Here is an 18,587-nt window from a genome sequence, read left to right on the forward strand (position 1 = left end):
GCGCGATGTCCACCGCCCCGCCCACCGACGACGTCCGACGGCTCGTCATCTCCTACGCCGCCGCATGCTCGGCGCTGTTGGCGGTGCTGGTGTTCGTCGTCGTCTACGGGTTGTTCATCAACACGACCGCGATCGTCGCGGGCGAGGAATTTGAAACCGAAACGCCCGCACAGGCCATCGCGACCAGCGGTTGGGTTGCCCCGCCGAAGGCTTCGCCTGTCGATGCCGGCGTCGACGGCCCCATGTCGTTCACCGTGCGAGGCTACGAGGCCGATGAGGCTGGCGAGCGCGTCGTCGTCAACCTGACCGTCAGCAACGTCGGCGACGCGCCCGCCACGTTCCTCGGCGCCTACCAGACGCTGAAGGCCGACGGCGCGGTCTACTCCATCGACGACGAGGCGACCTCTGCGCTCGGCGGCGGCGTCGCCGAACTCGCGCCGGGCGGTAAGGCCGACGTCGCGCTGGCATTCGCCGTCCCGGCGGGCACCGTGCCGGGCACCGTCGAACTGCACGCCGACTCGGTCAGCGAGGGCGTCGAGCTGGCGCTGTCCTGATCGCGGCTCGTGCGGTTTTAGCGAAGCACGCATAGACATCGTCGGCTTTGCCAGGCAGACTGTGGTGAGGGCAACGATCCGAGCCGTGGGGGGCCTCGTGAAAAAGCTCGTGTTGTGTTTCGACCGCTCAAATGGCCATCCGGCGCCGCGGGGGGCGACCAACCTGCAGCGCTTGCTGGGTTTGCTTGTCGAGGGAAATGAGCAACTCGGCTGGCACCACGCCGAGCCGTCGGCGCCGCATCGGTTGCATCGGCGCGCGGCCGCCGACGATGCCAGGACCGCGATCGCGGAGGCCTACCGCTTCCTCGTCGACCACTGGGAACCCGAGGACCGCATCTACCTGTTCGGCTCGGGCCGGGGCGCATACTGCGCGCAGACGTTGACCCGGCTGCTGGGCACCGTCGGGGTGCTGCCCGACCTGCTGGACTACGTGCTCGACGCGTACGCCGCACCGCGCACCGAGCGCACGCCGCAGGACTGGCAGCGGGTGACCCGCGTCGCGGCCGGGTTGTCCGAGCGCCATGACGTCGCGGTGCCGGTCCGGTTCCTGGGGCTGTGGGACACGTTGAGAATCCCGAGTTTCACGCGCCGCACGGCGACGGCGTCGCTGCGCAACGTCGTGTTCGGCCGCCACGCCGTCGCGGTGGACGGGTTGCCCGGTGAGCGGCTGGTCGGACCGGCATCGGAGCGTATCGAGGAGGTCTGGTTCCGCGGCACCCACGCCGACATCACCGGTTCTGCGGGTGGGTGTGAGCCGTTGGCCGCGATCACGTTCGACTGGATGCTCGACGGGGCGCTGCAGGCGGGGCTTCGGGTGTCGCGGCGGCTGCCGTACGCGGTGCCGACGCCCACCGAGTGCGACGCGGTCGCGGGCATCCCGCACCGGCTGTCGATGCGGCGCCTGCCCGACGGTGCGGTCGTGCACTCCAGCGTGGAGGTCTATCTGCGCGAGCATCCGGAGTACTGGCGTCGCCTGCCCGCGCGGGTGGCATGGGCGGACCCGGAATGGCTGGCCCGCGGTGAGCGGCTGGTCTCATAGGTTGTTTCCGCCGAGATAGCACCCGCGGTCACAAAACCCGGCGCGGAACAACCCTGGCTTCTCGTTCGGCGCTAGCATCCTGTCGGAACACCGCTTAAAGGAGAACCGATGACCAGCGCCGTTGGCTATGACCTCACCGAATCCGTCGCGACCATCACGATGGACGACGGCAAGGTCAACGTGCTGGGCCCGACGATGCAGGCGGCCATCAACGACGCCCTGGACCGCGCCGAGAAGGACAACGCCAAGGCCGTGGTGCTGGCGGGCAACGGACGGGTGTTCAGCGGCGGCTTCGACCTGACGGTGTTTCAGTCCGGCGACGCGAAGGCCGGGTTGGCGATGCTCTCCGGCGGGTTCGAGTTGGCGGTGCGGTGTCTGACGTTTCCCAAGCCGGTCATCATGGCCGCGACGGGTCCGGCGATCGCGATGGGATCGTTTCTGCTGCTGTCCGGGGATCACCGCGTGGGCCAGCCGAAGTCGAAGTGCCAGGCGATCGAGGTGGCGATCGGGATGACGATTCCGGTTGCGGCGCTGGAGATCATGCGGATGCGGTTGACGCCCGCGGCGTTTCAGCGGGGCGCGTCGATGGCCGCGACGTTCGCCGGCGACGAGGCGATCGCGGGCGGGTGGCTCGACGAGATCGTCGACGCCGATCGAGTGCTGGCCCGTGCGCAGGAGGTCGCGGTCGGGGCCGCGTCGGGTATCCATGCGGGCGCGCACCTGGCCACCAAGATGAAGGCGCGCGAATCTGCGCTGGCCGCGATCCGCGCCGGGATCGACGGCCTGGCAACCGAATTCAGTCTCTAAGGCACCGTGAAGCGGGTCCGGGGGCGGGTGTGGCGCGGCGGTAAGCCGCAGGACGACTTCGACTTCGCGTCGATCTCGGACTACCTCGCCGACGACGACACCCTGGTGTGGTGCGACATCTATGACCCCGACCATGAGACGTTCAAGGAGTTGGCCGAGGAGATCGGGCTGAACACCTGGGCGGTCGAGGATGCGATCGCCGAAGCCGAACGCACCAAAGCCGTTGCCTACCATTCGCACACCTTCTTCACCGTGTACGCCGTCTCGGTCGACGAGTCGACGATCCAGAACCATCGCATCTCGGGGTTCGTGTTGCCGCGCGGGCTGATCACGGTGAGGTTGCCGCCGGACTTCGACATGGACGCGGTGTCCCAGCGGTTCGACGAACTCGGCGGCCAGGAGTACGGCGTGGGCGCGTTGGTGCACGGTTTGCTCGACGTGGTGGTCGACGGCCACTTCGACGCGGTGCAGGTGCTCGACGACGGCATCGAGGCGATCGAGGATGAGTTGTTCGCCGATCGGCCGCGGGATGAGTTGCAGCGCAGTACTTTCCAGTTGCGCAAGGATCTGGTGAAGCTGCGCCGGGTGGTGTTGCCGATGCGCGAGGTGGTCAACTCGATCCAGCATCGCCGCCTGGACGCGAAGACCGCGCCCGAACTGGACCCGTTGTACGCCGACCTCTACGACCACGTGCTGCGGGTCTCGGAGTGGACAGAGTCGTTGCGCGACATGATCACCACGGTGTTCGAGACCAACCTCTCACTGCAGGACGCGCGGTTGAACACGGTGATGAAGAAGCTCACCGGCTGGGCGGCGATCATCGCGGTGCCGACGGCGATCACCGGCTTCTACGGCCAGAACGTGACGTATCCCGGGATCGACACGGTGGCCGGCTTTCTGACGAGCACCGTCATCATCGTGCTGCTCGTGATCATCCTGTATGTGAGCTTCAAGCGCCGAGACTGGCTGTGAGCACGCCGACGACGTCGCCGTCGGCCTCGTACTCGACGGTGAAGCCGTTGTGGTCGTCGACGAGCCTGCTGACGTCGTAGCCGGTGCCCCAGCCGCGGTACCTGAGCACGGAATTGCCGATGACGCAGGAGAACTGGAGCACCTGGTCCCAGCGCGACGTCACCGGCGGCGCTGCCGACGGCGATGAAACCTGGCTGCCACCACACCGTCTTGATACCAATCCGGGGCCGCTGCACACGCGGTCGGTGCACCTAGCATCACCGATTCTGCGGCGCAGACGACGGGCGTGTAATCAGTTCCCGATGATCGCGAGGGTCTCGTCGACACCGAGACCAGCGTGCACATCGGGTCGATACAACTCCCGGATGACGTATTCGTCGAGGTCGGCGTAACTCTCAATGGCAGAAGGGTCTCCGTAGAAGATGCTGTCCGGATAAGAGAACGAGTCGTTCATCAGGCCGAGCATCTGGGTGATCTCTTCGCGGATCAAGTGGTTGCGTGCCACCTGAGTGACATCGCTGGCCACCAGGACCCGGCTGCTGGTGATCTGGCCACCAGCGTCCCACCAAGCCCAGAAGTATCCGCTGTTGCCCGGGACGTAGTTCGGTTCGATCTCGGCGAAACCGCTCTCCGGAGCGAAATAGACATCGACGTTTCCGCCGGACTCGACGACGTCGAGGGTGACCGTGTCGATGAGCGCGTTCAGGTCGGCCACCACCTCGGTGAGTGTCGCCAGGTCCTCGGGCGTGGGCGTGCCGTGGACGTTGATCCTGGGATCGATCGACCACTTGCGGATCTCCCGGGTACTGCGGCCGTACTCGCTTCCGAAGGCCACTTCGAGGAAGTAGTCCAGCGACTCCTGCGGCGATTTGGAGGGGTTGGGACCGGCTACGGTGGCGGGCGCAGAAACGAGGGTCGGTGTCAGCGTGGGCACGACGACGCTCGTGGAGCGGGTCACTGTCGAAGTGCCCACGCTCGACGCGCTCCCGCAACCGGTGGCCGGTGCCACGAGCAGACACAGGGTCAAACCCACATGAACGCAACGCATCATGTCCGAGATGTCGCGCACCGTGGCAATCACCGTCGGTACTTCGTCGAGCCCCGTGAGTCACGGGTGTTGCTGACAACCTTCGCGTAACATTCGTCGACCGGAATCGCTCTGGCGTCACACCATCCGTTGGCTTCGTTGGGGCCGGGGAAGGTGACACCGGCGACGGTCACCCACCAGCCGGCCAGATCGAAGGTCCGCCATTCGTCGCTCCACGCCAGACGTACCTCGGGATACTGTCCACGCATCCGCAGGTGTTGCTGCAAGATCTCGCAAGGCGTCCAGGTGAGCACGCGTCCGTCCACATCGGGTGCGACCAGTCCGGGCCGCTTCGACGACAGTTGCGCCACCCACCGGTCGCTCAATCGAGATTGGACGAACGGCCGGTCGGCATCGACCTGCGCCCGCAACGCTTCCAGCGCGTCCGCGTCGCTACCGCACGCCGAGGCGGAGTCATCCGCTGGCGTGCCCGCAGATTTCACGCTCATCCGTTCGGTGCGCCGCTCGGCGCTTTGCATGCCACTACTTGTGCCCTCGTCTTCGCAGTCCACGACTTCGGTGCCTGAAGCCGTCGACTCGGTCACGATCTCAGTGGCGCCGGAGGCTTGTCCTGCCCTGTCCCCCAAGGTGTTCGGATGCCGCGAGAAGGACCCGCTGCCGAACTCGAGTTCCACCGTGGTCGGCTCTGCCCCGTCGCCACCGAGGACCAGCGGATCTCGGGAGAAGTCGAACACCGCAGAGCAGATGCGGCCGAGCCCGTCACTTATCGTGACCCGCAACCGGTCCGTGGAGACGATGTCCCCTCCCGGGCAGCGGGCAGTGACTTTCATCGTCACTATCAGCGACCCGTTCTCGGCACGGTACTCGACCGGCGTCATCTCCGGTGTGCGGCCGCATTTGGTGATGAGACCGCTGGAGTCCTCGGTGGATCCGCCTTCGTCGCCGACCCGTCCTGGCGCCACCGACGGCCCGCCAGTGGGTGGATAGTATTCGACGAACTCATTGGAGGCGTGGGCGAAGCCGTCGCCCGCTGGCGCCACCGACCGCCAGCCTTCGATTCCGGTGAGCGTCCAGTCCGGCTGCCCCGTAGCGAGATTCACGGCCACCAACCCGCTTTCGGTCTCCACCATGACTCGTTGGCCATCGGACAGATCGATCTCGGAGGGGCTGATGTCGCTGGTCCACAGATGTTGGCCGGTAGCCAGATCGAAGGCGACTAGCGGACCCTGACCGCGCCCGCCACCGAGGACCGTGTCACCGATGACGGTGTGCAGCTCGGCATCTCCGCCACCCGCGGCGGTCCAGAGCTGCCTGCCGCTGGCGAAGTCATAGGCGCTGCGGCCGATGATGTAGGGCAGCTCTTCGTCCGACGCCACGAGCCATGGGTGCGCCGCCGAACCGTCCACGGTGCGCAGCGTCGCGCCTTCGGTGTCCACCACGATCGTGCTGCGGATATCCGGATCGGCGCCGTCGCAGATCTCGGCAGTGAGTCCCTGCGTCGGATACACCGAGAGGTTGAGCACCTCCATCGGAGGCAGCCGCCTGCCGTCGGTCACGTCGGCGACCACCATGCCTGCGTCGATGCCGGAGTACACGACATCGCCCTCGACACCGTCGTAGACCGTGTCGCCGGAGCCGACGCAGCCCTCACCGTCGTCGTTCAGCCGATACCGCTGCTGCCAGTCAGCGGTGAGGTCGTCGACGGTGCCGCGGGTGATGACACGGACGTTGCTGCTCGGCTGATAGCCCATCGTGTACACGGCCGTGCCGTCGGTCTCCACCGCTCTCGTGTACTCGGACACCGGCAGCTGGTGATCGACACCACCGTCGGACATCCGGAGGAAGTGCACATACGGTGGAAGCGGGGGCGCGTCGGGTGCGGCCAGCCGGGAGTCCTGGCCCAGACACGGAAGCAGACCGTCGATGGTCGCGGTGGCGCACACCGGCGCGAAGCCGGCGTAGGCGGTCCACCTGACGTCGCCGGTCGCTGCGTCGATAGCGACCAGGGTGGCGCTGCGATCCGATTGCGGCAGCACCGCCGACGTGACCAGTGTGTCACCGAGATCGATGAACCCGGCACGCCGATATTGATACGAAGTCGGTTCGGGCTGAACGAATTCCGCGCGGTCAAATATGGTGTCCGCGGACAGCCGCCAGCCGATCGACGGCCGGTCCGGGAAGGTGCCACGCAGCTGCCCGGCCACCGCACTGCCGTCGGCACCGTCTGTCGTCCAGCGCTTCACCAGCGCGTACCCACCGCCGACGAGGCCGGCGATCACCGCAATGGTCACTGCCACGACGACGATCGGTCGTACCCGCGGACGCCACTTCAGATCGGATGAGGCCTTCGGCTGCTCTGTGACCGGTTGGTCCGACGGCGCGCTCGGCGCTTCCTGTCTCGGCTCGTCCCAGAACTTCCACCCTGGCGGCGCAGGCGGCCAGGCTGGATCCGGCTCCCACCCGGCCGGAGGCTCCCAGCCTGGTGGCACGGGCCAACCGGGCGGCGGATTGAACACCACTCATCGGATTTTTCCATAATCGAGAGAGCGTTGGCTGTCAGTCATTCGAATGACATTGCCTGCCTTCGTGGCTCAGCAACGCTGCCCTACCGCTTGCAGCTACACAGCGCGACGGAGGTGACCGTGCCTATCGCAAATGGTTCACCAACGAACGGAATCACCAGTCCGCTGCAGTCGATGACTCGTAGCTGATAGGCCGCGTCGGTGTGCGAATCCGCATTGAAGGTCAGGGTATGCGATCCGTCGGAGTCGGATACCGTTTTGATCGGTAGGCCGTAAAGGTCAAATGCTTGTCCCACCAGACTTCCTGGCTCCAATCCATCAGTGGTGCGTCCGCCGTCACCTGGGGCGATCCTGGTCAAGGCGCCGTCAACGAACGTCCACTCCGAGCCCATCCAAGACACCTTCACAACGCCGACGTTGTCCGCGAACGGAAAGTCCGGATGCCGAGACCGAACATCGACTATCCGCTCCCCTAGCCTGATGTCGCCGAGACCCGTTGGCTTGAGCGTCCTTAGCGGCATCGACCGTTCGGAGCCGTGCGGAGCCGTCGGAGCGCCATCGACCTGGAAGCACCCAGTCAGAGCCAGAGTTGTCAGTAGAAGCGTTATCAGGAATCGGCACAACACTTCAGTTTCCCAACATCCAAGACTGACAACCGAACCTAGCCAGCGCGCATCGCGTAGGAACCGCGCAAACAACACTGACCTGACACCTCGGCAAATCCATCATGCGCTACAGATCTTGCAGGCTCAGAATGCCATCCTCGATGGCACGTGCGAGAAGCGCGGACTTGGTGGGCGCAGGCCGTCCCACGCTGGCGTACTTGGCGCGCGCCCGCTGCAAATGAGTGCGGACCGTTGTCGGTGCGATGTAGAGTCGCTGTCCCACCGCTTCCTTGCTCTCGGTTTGGAACCACGCAATCAGGACTTCCTTCTCGCGTTCGGAGAGTCGGATTCGCCCAAGCAGGCTGTCGTTGCGTAGCGCCCGGGCCATTCGCGGTCCGAGATGGGGGGTCGTCGTCCGCGCCGCGTCTATGGCATCCATCAGATGATTGCGTCCTTCAGACTTCAACAGGTAGGTCGCTGCGCCGAGATCAAGCGCCGTGAGGATCACCTCGTCAGCCGTCAGATCAGAAAACACAATGACGCGCTGACCTTGCGCGCAAAGCCGGCGCAACGCATCGAAATCTGGGCGCCTACCGTCAATCTGGAGATCGAAAACAACAGCATCGTGTTGGTTCGAGTTTTCGGGGTAGGCATCAAAGAACTGCGCCGGGTCCCGAAACGTCCCAGCAATATGCACGGGCGGGTCAGCGGCGGCACACCACGCCGCGATGCCCGCGCCTATGACGTCATGCCCGTCGATCACCGCGATTGTCGCGGTCGGCACAGACGGTCCCTCCGCCCCCATCTGCTCCAAGTCCCTTTCCAATGTGACCAGGACGCCACACGATGCGGCCCCCGCGCATCGTTTTGATCGAATTACATCGATTCTGTTGGCACAATAATGGTGCCACGCGTTGCTGACTGTCCTCCGTTGGGCGGATAGCGGATCGACGCGTGGCTTGGTGGGATTGCCGTGGGGCGTCGCCTGCCCGCGGCGGGCCAGATTCAGCGGAGGTCAAAGATGGCAGTGGTTGGCGCAGATGTCGACCAGCTGCGGACCCTCGCACGGACCCTGGGACAGGCCGCCGATCGCTTGGAGGGCATGACCGGATCGGTGACCAGCATGCTGGGTGCGACCACCTGGTTTGGCCCCGACGCCGAGCGTCACCGGTCACAATGGCACAGCGGGTCGATTCCGCAGGTACGAGGCGTGGTGGCCGCACTGCGAGAAGCCGCGAACACGGCCAATCGCAACGCCGACGAGCAGGAACGGGCCAGCAGCGCCGCCGGCGGTATCGGTGCGCCCGCCGCGGGAGGCGGCGCGCCCTCGCCGAGCCCATTCGGCGACGGCCTGCCGTACCGATTCGACATGGTCGACCCTGCGGTGAATATCCGCGACTTCCTCAACACCACTCCGGTATGGCCGATCACCTGGGGCACGATGCTGGGCCCGCTGGACGACTGGGGAGTGCTACCGCTTTTGGATGCGCTCGGATTGGCCGGCGACTCCAGCCTGACCGACGGGCAGCGCATCATCGAGGCGCAGAATTCGCTGACCGATCTGGCCGGCGGCTTGCTCAAGTCCCGGGGCGGGGTGGGTTACCTCGGCGGCGTGGCGGTGGCGCAATGGGGCGACGTCATCGCGCAGGTCTCCCAAGCCGACTTCAGCGCCCCGACGTTGCAGACGACAGCCAACTACATCGCGACCAATCCCGCGGGTGCCTTCGAGGCGGCGAGGGATGCGGTGATCGGGTATGTGCCCAAACTGTTCTCGAACCTGGTCCCCTGGTAGGAGGTACAGACGCCAATGGAACAAACCGCGCTGCTGACCGATGACGAGATCGTGGCGGTTTGCGCCGCCGACGGTCGACCGTGGCCGGTCGGTCTGGCCACCGTCGAACCGACTGCCGAGGAGTTGTCTCGGGCCGGAATGCGCGGTATGCGTTCCTTGATGGTGCGCCGACTAGCCGGCGGCGACGCCGACAAGCCGGGTGTGCGCCCGCACGCGATGATCGCCCGTGACGTGGCGGCGTTCCTGGACGCCACCGATCGCGTCGGTGCCTACATTGCGCCGGCATCCGATCATTCGGTGCTCGGTGGCGCTGCGGTCACCGCGGCACGAACTGCTGAGGGTTGGGTTGTGGACACCGCCACCGCCGCCGGCGTGCATGCGCTGCGGGTGGCGTCATCCGACGAAGCCACCAGCGCCATACTCGAACTGGCCGAAAAAGCCTACAGTGGCGAACTTTTCGCAGGTGAGACAGAAGCGGTCTGGGTGTGTGTGGTGCGTTACGGGCCCGACGGCGAGAACATGCTCACCATCGAGTCCGGTTCGGTGACCGGTGTGGTCGACGGCTCGCCAGTGGAGTCCTGGGATCCCGAACGCATCCGGGCCGCCTTCAGTTGAGGCTGGCTGGGCGAATCAGTATGCGATGAATTGCTCCCGACTGACAAAGAATCCGCTGCCGCTCTCGATGTTGACACAGGTGACGCCGGCCTCTTCGGACAAGCAGCCGTAGTCACCGGCGATCAGTGCCAAGCCATACTGAAGTTCGTTGGCCGCCGACGGCACTTGCGCACCCCCCGTGCACACTCCGTCGACCGCTCCCGCTGCCGTAAGGGTCACGTGATTTGTGTTCCACGCCAGATAGTCCTCGCATGAGGCAGGTCGGGGAGTCGGTTCGCTCGATCTGGCTTTAAGCCCGCAGATCAACCGGTCGCCGCCCGTTTGCTCCCACGTGCAGGTGATGTTCCCGCTCGGCGTGGTGAAGGTGAAGAACCCCGGGGTCGGTCTCAGCGGGCCCGTTGTCCACGACGACTGTTCGTAGTCAGCCGGATTGACCGCGGGTGCCTGACGGACCGCGCTCAGCGGGGTGGCCGGCTCTTCCGGGATGGGGCTGGGTGCCATACCCGGCTGGGGCGCCGCGGTGATACCGGACACGGTGGTCGGCACCGGGGCGTGTTCGGGCGCAGACCGTTGCGGATCGGTTTGCGAACACGCCGAAACCGCCAGGCTCAGCACCGCCAGGCAAACTAGCCACGCCCTGTATCCCGCCATTGCTAACCTCCTTAGCCGCCGAATGTGGACGCACCGCTGAGCACCGCCCAGACGATGAAGATCGCCAAGATCAAGACGATGACCGCCACGGTGACCAAACCGCCCACCACGAGATTCGGGTTGACGTCGCCCAGGTCCCAGCTCTTTGAGTTCCGTTGGTTGGCAACCGGACTCGGCCGGGTCACCCGGTGCGGGCCGGTTGTCGAATTCGGTGCCGCGACGGGCCGCGGCCCAGTGCTGCCGGGCCGTGCCCACACCTGATTCGTCTGGCGTGCTGCGCGTTCGTCGTCAATCGCACACCATGGACAGGTCAACGCGCTGACCGGAATCTGGTGCGTGCCCCGGCGACAGTTCTGCAGCCGGATTCGCAGCAAAGCCTCGCGCCATTCCCGCGCGCTCGGCCGACTCTCCGGCTCACGCGACCCATCCGTGAACGCCCGGACGAACAGGCGCTGAATCTCGACGGGCAGGAAGGTCAGTTGCGGGGCAAGCGGATGGGTGCGCAGCGGTGAACCCGGCCCGCCCGCCCAGCTTCCGGATCGCGCCAGACTCAAGGCGTCCGGCTGCGCCCCGCCACCGGTCCAGGCGCCCCGCATGAAGGGGTGATTGCCCGCCATCAGCAGCTGATGGATGTGTACGGCGAGCGCAAACAGATCCGACGGCTTGTCCCGAGCCGTGGCCCGCAAGTCGACGCCCACCAACTCGGGTGCGGTGAACTCCGGTCTGCCTACGCCGCACAGGAATTGACGGCCCGCATTATCGGTGAATTGCATGGAGTCGCAGTCGACCAGCGTCACCTGGGTGGTGTCGGAGACCAGGATGTTGCGTTCCTGGAAGTCACCGATCACCGCATCGACGCGGTGCACCACCTGCACAGCCAGACATAGGTTGGCGGCGGTGTTGACTAAATGCCCCCACGTCGCGCGCCTGGGCCACTGCGGCGCCGCAGGCAACGGATTCTCTCGATTCGACGGGTTGCTCATGGTGTGGATTTCCACCGATGTCGCGGTGTTGATCCGCGGCATGACGAAACCGACTGCCCGGTCACCGTCGAACAGCATCCCCGACGGCCAGGCCAGCACGACAAATCCGTTGGGTTGTACGTGGCCCGGCGGCGGGGACTGGATCATCGCCGAGACCTTGGCTAGCTTGTCCTCGAGGCCTTTGAGGTTGGCATGGAACACCTTGGCCGCCAGGTCCGGTCGTTGCACCACGGCGTAGACGGTGCCCTCACCCGCGCTGGCCAACGCCGGGGCCAGGGTCAGCTGCTCACCGGTGCCAAGTCGAACCTGCTGGCGTGCTTTGCCACCATGTGCGGTGGTCATCGGCGCCGGCCCATCCGAAGACCCCGCCGTCTGCGTTTTGGCGGCACGGATTCCGCGGCCGACACATCGTCGCGAACAACAACGTCTGTGGCCGACGACCCCGGAGCAGGGGAATGCTCTGTTATGAAATCGTCTGCACCAACGTCGAGTTCATCCGACCGCGAGCGCATCGCAGCCAGCACCATCGTCTTGTCGTCGCCGGTCTGGTCGTCTTCGATCCCGTGCAGCAGCGCCGCAAACTGGCGCGCACTCGCGCCGTTGCGCACGTGTCGCCACGAGTCGCGAAAGAACGGCTCGTAAGCCTCGCCGTTGGCCATATTGGTGATCTTGTAACTCATTCCGTCGGTACTGAGCGCGAAGGCCGTGACATCGCCCCGCACCGCGGTGCGAAACGACTCCTCAAATGCTCGCTCGGACTGCAGGAAAGAGGTGATGTTCGCGTAGTCGTCCTTCGCTTCGGTCAACAGCGACTCGACTTGGCCGTCATGTTCGGCGGCGATCACCCCGTCACCGATCTGGCCGAATGCGGCTTGAGTGCGATCCGCGAGGCCCACACACAACGTCGTCGACAGCAACGTCGGGTCCACACCGAGCGCCTCGGCCTGCTTGGTGACCCGATTCAGTGCGTTGTCGAAGAGCCAGCGGATCATGCTTTCGGCGTGCACTGGTTCGCAGCGGTGGTAGCTGTCAATGAACGCGGGCTGCATAGCGTCGTTCATTACGCCTCGGCAGGCAACCCAAGCGCCCCAGGCCGACGTACCGGTCACCGATCCGGCGCCGTCGGCGACCGAAGCCACCACGAAGTCCCCGGCAATACCGTAGCTGTAGGCGTCGTCGCAGCCGAGCCCGCGACGCTGGTGCTCGCGCCCGGTCACCGAGGCGCCGCATGCCACCCACCGAAACGCGGTCTGCGGCTCATCGCGGCGGCCGGATCTCATGCGCTGGCCCACCCGCTGACCGACGGCAGAGAAATCCGGTCGCCCATGGCGCCCAGTGCCTGGTCGTCGCGGCCGAACTCAGAGGAGTTCGACACATTGCTCAGCGATGCTGACAACCATTCGAAGAGTTCCTCGTATTTCAGCCCGTCCAGCGGGGCCGGACTGCGCCGCGTCGAGAGCCGGGCCAGCTGCTGATAGTCGACCCGCGGCCCGGCACCGACGGCAAAAACGGTGACCCCCCTTGCTGATTCGGCGGCGTTGAGCCGCTGCACCGCCTGGTCGAAGCCGTCCAGGTTGGGCTTGCCGTCGGTGAGCAACAAGATCCAGGGCCGGTAATACTGCAGGCCGGCGACTTTGTAGGCGTGTTTGCGATCCTCGAGGATATCGAGCGCGAGGTGAATACCTGCGGCCATGTTGGTCGTGCCTGCGGCGGTGAACGGTACGGGTTGCAGCGCGCGGGCCTCCTGCATGGGCACCAGCACGGTGGCCACCGTGCCGAACGTCACCACGGACACCTCGACCCGCTTACTGGCCAAGGCCTCGTTGTGCAGATATCGGGTGAAAGCTCCGAAACCGCGTTCCAACGCTGCGATCGGCTCCCCCTGCATAGACCCTGATACGTCAGCCAGCACGACGCACGCCACTCGGGGATCGGGGTTGGCGTCGTTCAGCGCTACCGACCACGCCCGATCAGCCACCGCGAACCCCTCTCCCCGATCTCGCCGCTTGCTTTGGGAATCATCTCATCGTCGCGCGCACCAGTGACACTGAACTACGTCGATAGGCCGGTCAGCACACGAAAAGGCCACACCGGGTTAAGCACGGGGGCACCCCGTCGCGCAGCTTCGCCCCCCTGTCACTCCGGTTCGGTGTGTCGCTTCTGCCCATGCGAATGCGGGGTGGGCGCAACGCCATAGGTCGTTCCGGCAGCGAACCGTTGGGTGGATTCAGCCAGCACGTCGGCAATCCGATCCGTCGCGGGCGCCGCCTGCTGTGCGGTGTCGGGCCGGAAGATCTTGGCTGTGGCGGGAGCTCCGCCCGGCTGACCAGACGGCATGGCGATCGTGGGCGCAGATCGATCCCAGTCCGTCCCGATAGGTCTGGTCCACTGAGCCGACGGCACCTCGGCGGTTGCAGCCGAGATACTCACTGCTACAGCAGCTTCAGCCGCGGCTGGCGCAGTGGCGTCGTTTCGGCGGACGGGTTTTTTCGCGACCGCGCTGCCGGTCATAATGGCGATCATCAAGAGGGCCAACGCCAACACGCACAGTGCCACGTCGAACGTACTGGTGATCTGCTGAGCCAACGTGTTGCCGTATACCTCGGTGATGTCACGTGGATTCAAGGGCTCAACCCGTGGCACCAGCGCCACTCCCAAAATGACCCGGCATACGAGCAACACAAACAAGATGCCAGACAACAGCATCAGCAGCATTCTCGGCGTCGCGACCTTGCCCGAGCTGTTGATGCACAGCCACGCCGCCAAAACGGCGGCGACCAGATCGAAGGCCATCAGCGCGGTGCTGTTGTAGGGCGGGGCCGGCAGGTCGAGTGCGGAGGACACGATCAGATCGAAGATTCGCAGCACCGCGGTTCCGGCGCACCATACGGCGATGAGTATCAGGCACTTTCGCGCTGCGGCACGCCAGCGACCTTCGGAGTCCCGCCCGAAGGCGGCCAGCAGTGTGCCCGATCCGACGATCGCGGCGGTAACCACCCAGGCCAGGTAGCCTTCGAACCCGACGCCCGCGGTCGACGTGTTCTGCGCGACGCCGTGGAAGGCGTCCAGATCGCGTCCCACCGGCAGGACCCAAACGAACACGCCGGCAATCAATGCGGCCACGGCCAGAAGCACCGTAGCCAGTCGGGCCGCCGGGTTCACCGACATGATCCACCGAGTGGCGACGATCACCGGTAGCAGGGCAACGATGCCATAGAGCACGGCGGTCACGGCCACCACGGAGTTCTGCACGCCGGTGTCGGGGTCGCCGATGTTCGGTATGACGAATCGAGTGCGCCAGTACAGGTTGACCAGCACCGCCACCACTGCCAGCAGCAGCATGACGATGCCGATGATGCGTACGAGCTTGGTCTCCCGCCGGTCACTGTCCTGGATACCGGTGATCACCGGCGCAGCCGCCAGAAGCGCACCGGCGACCCCGAGCCAAGCGCCCGGACCGACCCCCGGCGGTACCGCCACGGTGCCACCCAACCGGATCGGCTGAACCACGGCGAACACCACAAAGCCCGCCGCGAGGGCCAGGTACGGAATGTTCAATAGCAGTCGCAGCCGGTCCAACGCCTTCAGCTCGGTGCCAGGCGAGCGAATACTGAACCGACCCACGTGGCTGAGCACCACCGCGGCCAACGACATCAGCGTCACGAGGATCAGAAGGGCCAACACCCCGGTGGCAGTTCCAGTGATCGTGAAGCCCACGTCGATGTTCCACGGCAGCAGCACACCGAGGATGAGTAACAGCCCGGCGGCGCCGTCGCGGATGGTGCTGGGCCTGTGCAGCCGCTCCGGCACTGCGGGCACTGGCACGGCGGGTTGATGCTTGGCGGCGTAGGTCACCTCTGTCCTCCAACCCCGTTAGCTGCTTCCCGAGCCGAACAGGTCCTTACCGAAAGGCAACTTGGGCAGTGTCGTTGCGGGAAGCGAAGGTTTCTTGGGTGTGGGCGCTTTAGGCGCGGGAATCAATTTGGTGGGGATCGGCAGTTTCGTTGGCAACTTGAGGACCGGCGGCGCCGGCGCGGGCGCAGGCGGCGCGGGCGCCTGGATGACCGGTGCGGGTGGTTTCGGAATCTCCACGGGCACTTGCGGCTTCGGAATCTCCACCGGCGCGGGCGGCTTGGGAATCTCCACGGGCACTTGCGGCTTGGGAACCTCCACCGGCGCGGGCGGCTTGGGAATCTCTACCGGCACGGGCGGCTTCGGAACCTCCACCGGCACGGGCGGCTTCGGAATCTCCACCGGCTCCGGGATATCGGCCGGCACCTGTGGTTTCGGAACCTCTACCGGCTTCGGGACCTCCAGCGGCTCTTGAGGCTTCGGGATTTGGACCGGTTCTGAACCGCCCGGCAGCGGCGGCATGTTCGCAATATCCTCGGAGGGCACCGATTCGGCTGGTGACGTATCTCCTGGCACCGCACCTGGAATCTCCGGCACGGAGGCGGGCAACGGCACCTCCGAACCGGGTGCCGACTCCAGAACCTCCGACTCCGGAAGCACAATCGGCCCCGTCCCCTGCACGCCCGGCAAGGACTTCTCGACCGTCTCCGGGATCAGTTCGCCGAGAGGCGGCACTGATGTGACCGTGTCCGCACTGCCGGCTCCGGGCAACGACTCGGAAGTCTTGGTTTCGACGATCTTGGTATCCGACGGCAGAACGTCGGCGGTGGTCAGTTGGGACGAGCCGGTCTCGAAGATCTGCTCCGGGATCGCCTCCAGGTCGGTAGCCGAGTCGGACTCTTCGGAGGTGTCGAAGAGATTTGCCTTGGTCACCGGGGTCGTGACCAGCTCACCCGCCTCGGACAGCTCATTGAGGCCCCCCGTGACACTGCCGAGGGTCTCGAACCCCGCCGTGGTGACATCGGTCGCCGCATCCATCGTGGCTTGCGCGAACGCCCCCATGTTGCCGACCAGTGCCAGGATCTGGCACGGGCTCCAGCGGGAGAAATCCGGGATCAACCGGGTCAAGAACTCGGGTGGTTGCGCGAACACACCGGGGCCGACGCCTCCCGGCGGTGGCGGCGGAGGCAGCGTCACTACGTCTGGCACCACGCCGACCGTTCCGTCCCGGAAGAATTTGATCACCTCGGCGCCGGCGTCTCCGGTGCCGCCGGACGAACCCAGCGATTGGGGACGGAAGACGCGGGCGTCGGGTTCGGTTCCCGGCTCGGGACGTTCCTCGATCATCGTCCAGTTAGGACCGTTCGGGTGCACGCCCTGGCCGGGTGAATTCGGAAAGTACTTGCCCGCCACCGCTTCTTCCTGCAGCCGGACGTCTTGCACGCTGGCCGTCGGACGGATGTTGATGGCGACACTGACCGCCAGCGCGGCAAACCCGACGACTACCACCGCAGCCACAGTGCTGCCCAGCAACAGCACCCGCGGGCGGTTCGGTGCGACGTCTTCTTCTTCGGTTTCGAATTCTTCGGGGTCAACGGCACTTAGTGGCTGCATGGGCGTCTGCAGCGGCACATCCGCACCAACCAGCCCGAAGTCGCCTGAATCTTCCACCTGCGAGTAGGCCAATTGTTGCGCTTGCACGCCCAGCATGGTGTCGGCGGAGTTCAGCGAGGCAGCGGGATAGTCCTCGACGGCGCGTGAGACCTGCTGCCGCCCAAAGCCGGCCAGCGCTGCACCGCGGGCCAAGGCGAACTCCGGATGCTCGGGGAACCGCAGGGGAACCGGGGACGTGGCGTTGAGCTCGGCGGTCACCGCATCATCGAGCGGCGGGCCCAGCACGACGACACTCGTTGCCCCGCCCGGCTCTTCACTGAAGCGCTCCAGCAATTTCCGGTACGCCGCGGTCCGGTCTCCACCGGTAACCGGTTCGACGGCGATGAGTGAGGTGACGTCGGCGGCCGGATCGACTATCGACAGCGCGGCGGTGCTTCCGTCGCTCGTCATCGATGCGGCGGTTTCGCCGCCCACCACAGCGCGCGTCACCGCCGTCAGGGCATCCGACGGAGACACCACGACCACGTTCGTCAGTTCGGCTTCCACAAGTGCGCCGTGAAGTCGAGCCGTCAGGTCGGCGTCCGAGCCACACACTGTGGTGCCCACGAGCCGATGACCCGACTGCGCCAACATGCGATCGGTGGACACCAGCGTCGACACCAAGTTGTCGACCGGTTCGTCGGCGAGGCCGATCTGGGATTGGTCGACCACCGAATGCGGCGGCACCGCGTCGAGTAGCGCAATCTGCGCCGCTGTGCCCCCCACAGTTACCCCGAATGTGACGTCCATCGGGCGTTCACCTCTCTATTACGCCGCCGGATCTCATGCCCGTCCCCGCTGCGGCGTACAAACACCTTAAAACGCCCGCCCGCGTAGGGTTAGCAAAATCCCAAACAGATCTTTTGACTCATCCTGGCAGCTCCACCGACCCGGGGGGTATCGGTCGTTCGGAGGACGCCGCGTACTTCGCCTAAACCGCACTATCGTGCCGCGTCGGCACCCGCCACAAAGACGTACAGCCCGATCACGACGGCACCGATGACCAGGTACACGGCGCTGATGAGCATCGCGGCCCTGGCGAGCGAAGCGCCGCTATCCCCGGACGCCTGGATCTGGCGCTGCGCCAGGTAGGACAGCGGCAAGGTCACTGGCGCGACCACCAGCCCAAAGAGCAGCGCAGCGCCGAACGTGACGGCCGCCAGCCGGTTGAGTCGGCTAGTCGGCGGCAGCACCGAGGCAGCGTGCGAAACGGATGAGGTTCCGCCGACCGTGTACCCCGCCCCGAACTTGCTTGGCGGCGGCGCTGAATCAACCAACGCACACGCCTCCTCGAAACTTTCCGGGTTTGCCAACAGTCACTTTTCCATGCCAAACGCCGATCATGACAATCGTACGATCGGTCGACAACGAATCCGGCCCGATTGGCACGGCAAAGATTTAGTGTTTTCACAGCGACCATTCCGCCCCAGAGCGGATGAGTCGGTAAAGCCCATCACGGCCGTATCACGGCCGAGACACAACGCGTTGGGCCGG

General features: G+C 65.7%; 18 protein-coding genes. 6 read left to right on the forward strand and 12 right to left on the reverse strand.

The window, feature by feature from the left end:
* Positions 1 to 5 precede the first annotated feature (5 nt).
* The 4 genes from ABQE93_RS10470 to ABQE93_RS10485 all read left to right on the forward strand — a co-directional run bounded on the left by ABQE93_RS10470 (position 6) and on the right by ABQE93_RS10485 (position 3,372).
* Positions 6 to 554 (forward strand): DUF4352 domain-containing protein, encoded by a 549-nt coding sequence (locus ABQE93_RS10470; protein WP_448406644.1) that lies wholly within the window; start codon positions 6 to 8, stop codon positions 552 to 554.
* Between the two features lie 85 nt (positions 555 to 639).
* The gene (locus tag ABQE93_RS10475; protein WP_448406643.1) at positions 640 to 1,593 is read left to right on the forward strand and encodes a phospholipase effector Tle1 domain-containing protein; all 954 of its coding nucleotides are present in this window, start codon (positions 640 to 642) and stop codon (positions 1,591 to 1,593) included.
* Between the two features lie 108 nt (positions 1,594 to 1,701).
* Positions 1,702 to 2,400, forward strand: a complete 699-nt coding sequence (locus ABQE93_RS10480; protein WP_448406642.1) for a crotonase/enoyl-CoA hydratase family protein — start codon at positions 1,702 to 1,704, stop codon at positions 2,398 to 2,400.
* Between the two features lie 6 nt (positions 2,401 to 2,406).
* Positions 2,407 to 3,372 carry a magnesium transporter CorA family protein gene (locus tag ABQE93_RS10485; RefSeq protein ID WP_448406641.1) on the forward strand — a complete coding sequence of 322 codons (966 nt, stop codon included), beginning with the start codon at positions 2,407 to 2,409 and terminating at the stop codon, positions 3,370 to 3,372.
* On the opposite strand, the gene ABQE93_RS10490 is transcribed toward ABQE93_RS10485, so the two are convergent.
* The 5 genes from ABQE93_RS10490 to ABQE93_RS10510 all read right to left on the reverse strand — a co-directional run bounded on the left by ABQE93_RS10490 (position 3,350) and on the right by ABQE93_RS10510 (position 8,352).
* Positions 3,350 to 3,535 carry a hypothetical protein gene (locus ABQE93_RS10490; protein ID WP_448406640.1) on the reverse strand — a complete coding sequence of 62 codons (186 nt, stop codon included), beginning with the start codon at positions 3,533 to 3,535 and terminating at the stop codon, positions 3,350 to 3,352. The two genes, ABQE93_RS10485 and ABQE93_RS10490, sit on opposite strands and share 23 nt — an antisense overlap.
* Positions 3,536 to 3,664: 129 nt before the next feature.
* The gene (locus ABQE93_RS10495; protein ID WP_448406639.1) at positions 3,665 to 4,330 is read right to left on the reverse strand and encodes a DUF2927 domain-containing protein; all 666 of its coding nucleotides are present in this window, start codon (positions 4,328 to 4,330) and stop codon (positions 3,665 to 3,667) included.
* 119 nt (positions 4,331 to 4,449) lie between these two features.
* Positions 4,450 to 6,717, reverse strand: a complete 2,268-nt coding sequence (locus ABQE93_RS10500) for a BamB-related PQQ repeat family beta-propellar protein (RefSeq protein WP_448406638.1) — start codon at positions 6,715 to 6,717, stop codon at positions 4,450 to 4,452.
* A 308-nt stretch (positions 6,718 to 7,025) separates the two neighbouring features.
* On the reverse strand, positions 7,026 to 7,334 hold the full coding sequence (locus ABQE93_RS10505) for a hypothetical protein (RefSeq protein WP_448406637.1): 309 nt from the start codon (positions 7,332 to 7,334) through the stop codon (positions 7,026 to 7,028).
* Between the two features lie 340 nt (positions 7,335 to 7,674).
* Entirely contained in the window at positions 7,675 to 8,352 is a 678-nt protein-coding gene (locus ABQE93_RS10510) for a DNA-binding response regulator (protein ID WP_448407241.1), read from the reverse strand.
* Positions 8,353 to 8,568: 216 nt separating this feature from the next.
* Between ABQE93_RS10510 and ABQE93_RS10515 the strand changes: the two genes are divergently transcribed.
* Positions 8,569 to 9,339, forward strand: coding sequence for a WXG100 family type VII secretion target (locus ABQE93_RS10515; RefSeq protein WP_448406636.1), 771 nt, complete (start codon positions 8,569 to 8,571; stop codon positions 9,337 to 9,339).
* 15 nt (positions 9,340 to 9,354) lie between these two features.
* Positions 9,355 to 9,954, forward strand: coding sequence for a hypothetical protein (locus ABQE93_RS10520; RefSeq protein ID WP_448406635.1), 600 nt, complete (start codon positions 9,355 to 9,357; stop codon positions 9,952 to 9,954).
* A gap of 15 nt (positions 9,955 to 9,969) precedes the next feature.
* Here ABQE93_RS10520 and ABQE93_RS10525 read toward each other — a convergent pair whose 3' ends face one another.
* The 7 genes from ABQE93_RS10525 to ABQE93_RS10555 form a co-directional block, all read right to left on the reverse strand.
* Positions 9,970 to 10,605: a hypothetical protein gene (locus ABQE93_RS10525; RefSeq protein ID WP_448406634.1), complete on the reverse strand. Its 636-nt coding sequence runs from the start codon at positions 10,603 to 10,605 to the stop codon at positions 9,970 to 9,972.
* An 11-nt stretch (positions 10,606 to 10,616) separates the two neighbouring features.
* A complete protein-coding gene (locus ABQE93_RS10530; RefSeq protein WP_448406633.1) occupies positions 10,617 to 11,930 on the reverse strand; it encodes a hypothetical protein in 1,314 nt (437 codons plus the stop codon).
* Complete coding sequence (locus tag ABQE93_RS10535; RefSeq protein ID WP_448438057.1) at positions 11,927 to 12,868, reverse strand: PP2C family serine/threonine-protein phosphatase; 942 nt, start codon at positions 12,866 to 12,868, stop codon at positions 11,927 to 11,929. Before ABQE93_RS10535 ends, ABQE93_RS10530 begins: the two co-directional genes overlap by 4 nt.
* Complete coding sequence (locus ABQE93_RS10540) at positions 12,865 to 13,566, reverse strand: vWA domain-containing protein (RefSeq protein ID WP_448406631.1); 702 nt, start codon at positions 13,564 to 13,566, stop codon at positions 12,865 to 12,867. The genes ABQE93_RS10535 and ABQE93_RS10540 overlap by 4 nt, the downstream gene beginning before the upstream one ends.
* Before the next feature lie 158 nt (positions 13,567 to 13,724).
* The gene (locus ABQE93_RS10545) at positions 13,725 to 15,413 is read right to left on the reverse strand and encodes a DUF7937 domain-containing protein (RefSeq protein ID WP_448406630.1); all 1,689 of its coding nucleotides are present in this window, start codon (positions 15,411 to 15,413) and stop codon (positions 13,725 to 13,727) included.
* 48 nt (positions 15,414 to 15,461) lie between these two features.
* The gene (locus ABQE93_RS10550; protein WP_448406629.1) at positions 15,462 to 17,714 is read right to left on the reverse strand and encodes a DUF7159 family protein; all 2,253 of its coding nucleotides are present in this window, start codon (positions 17,712 to 17,714) and stop codon (positions 15,462 to 15,464) included.
* A gap of 320 nt (positions 17,715 to 18,034) precedes the next feature.
* Positions 18,035 to 18,286 (reverse strand): hypothetical protein, encoded by a 252-nt coding sequence (locus ABQE93_RS10555; RefSeq protein ID WP_448406628.1) that lies wholly within the window; start codon positions 18,284 to 18,286, stop codon positions 18,035 to 18,037.
* Positions 18,287 to 18,587: the final 301 nt, after the last annotated feature.

This window comes from Mycolicibacterium sp. XJ662, assembly GCF_053484035.1.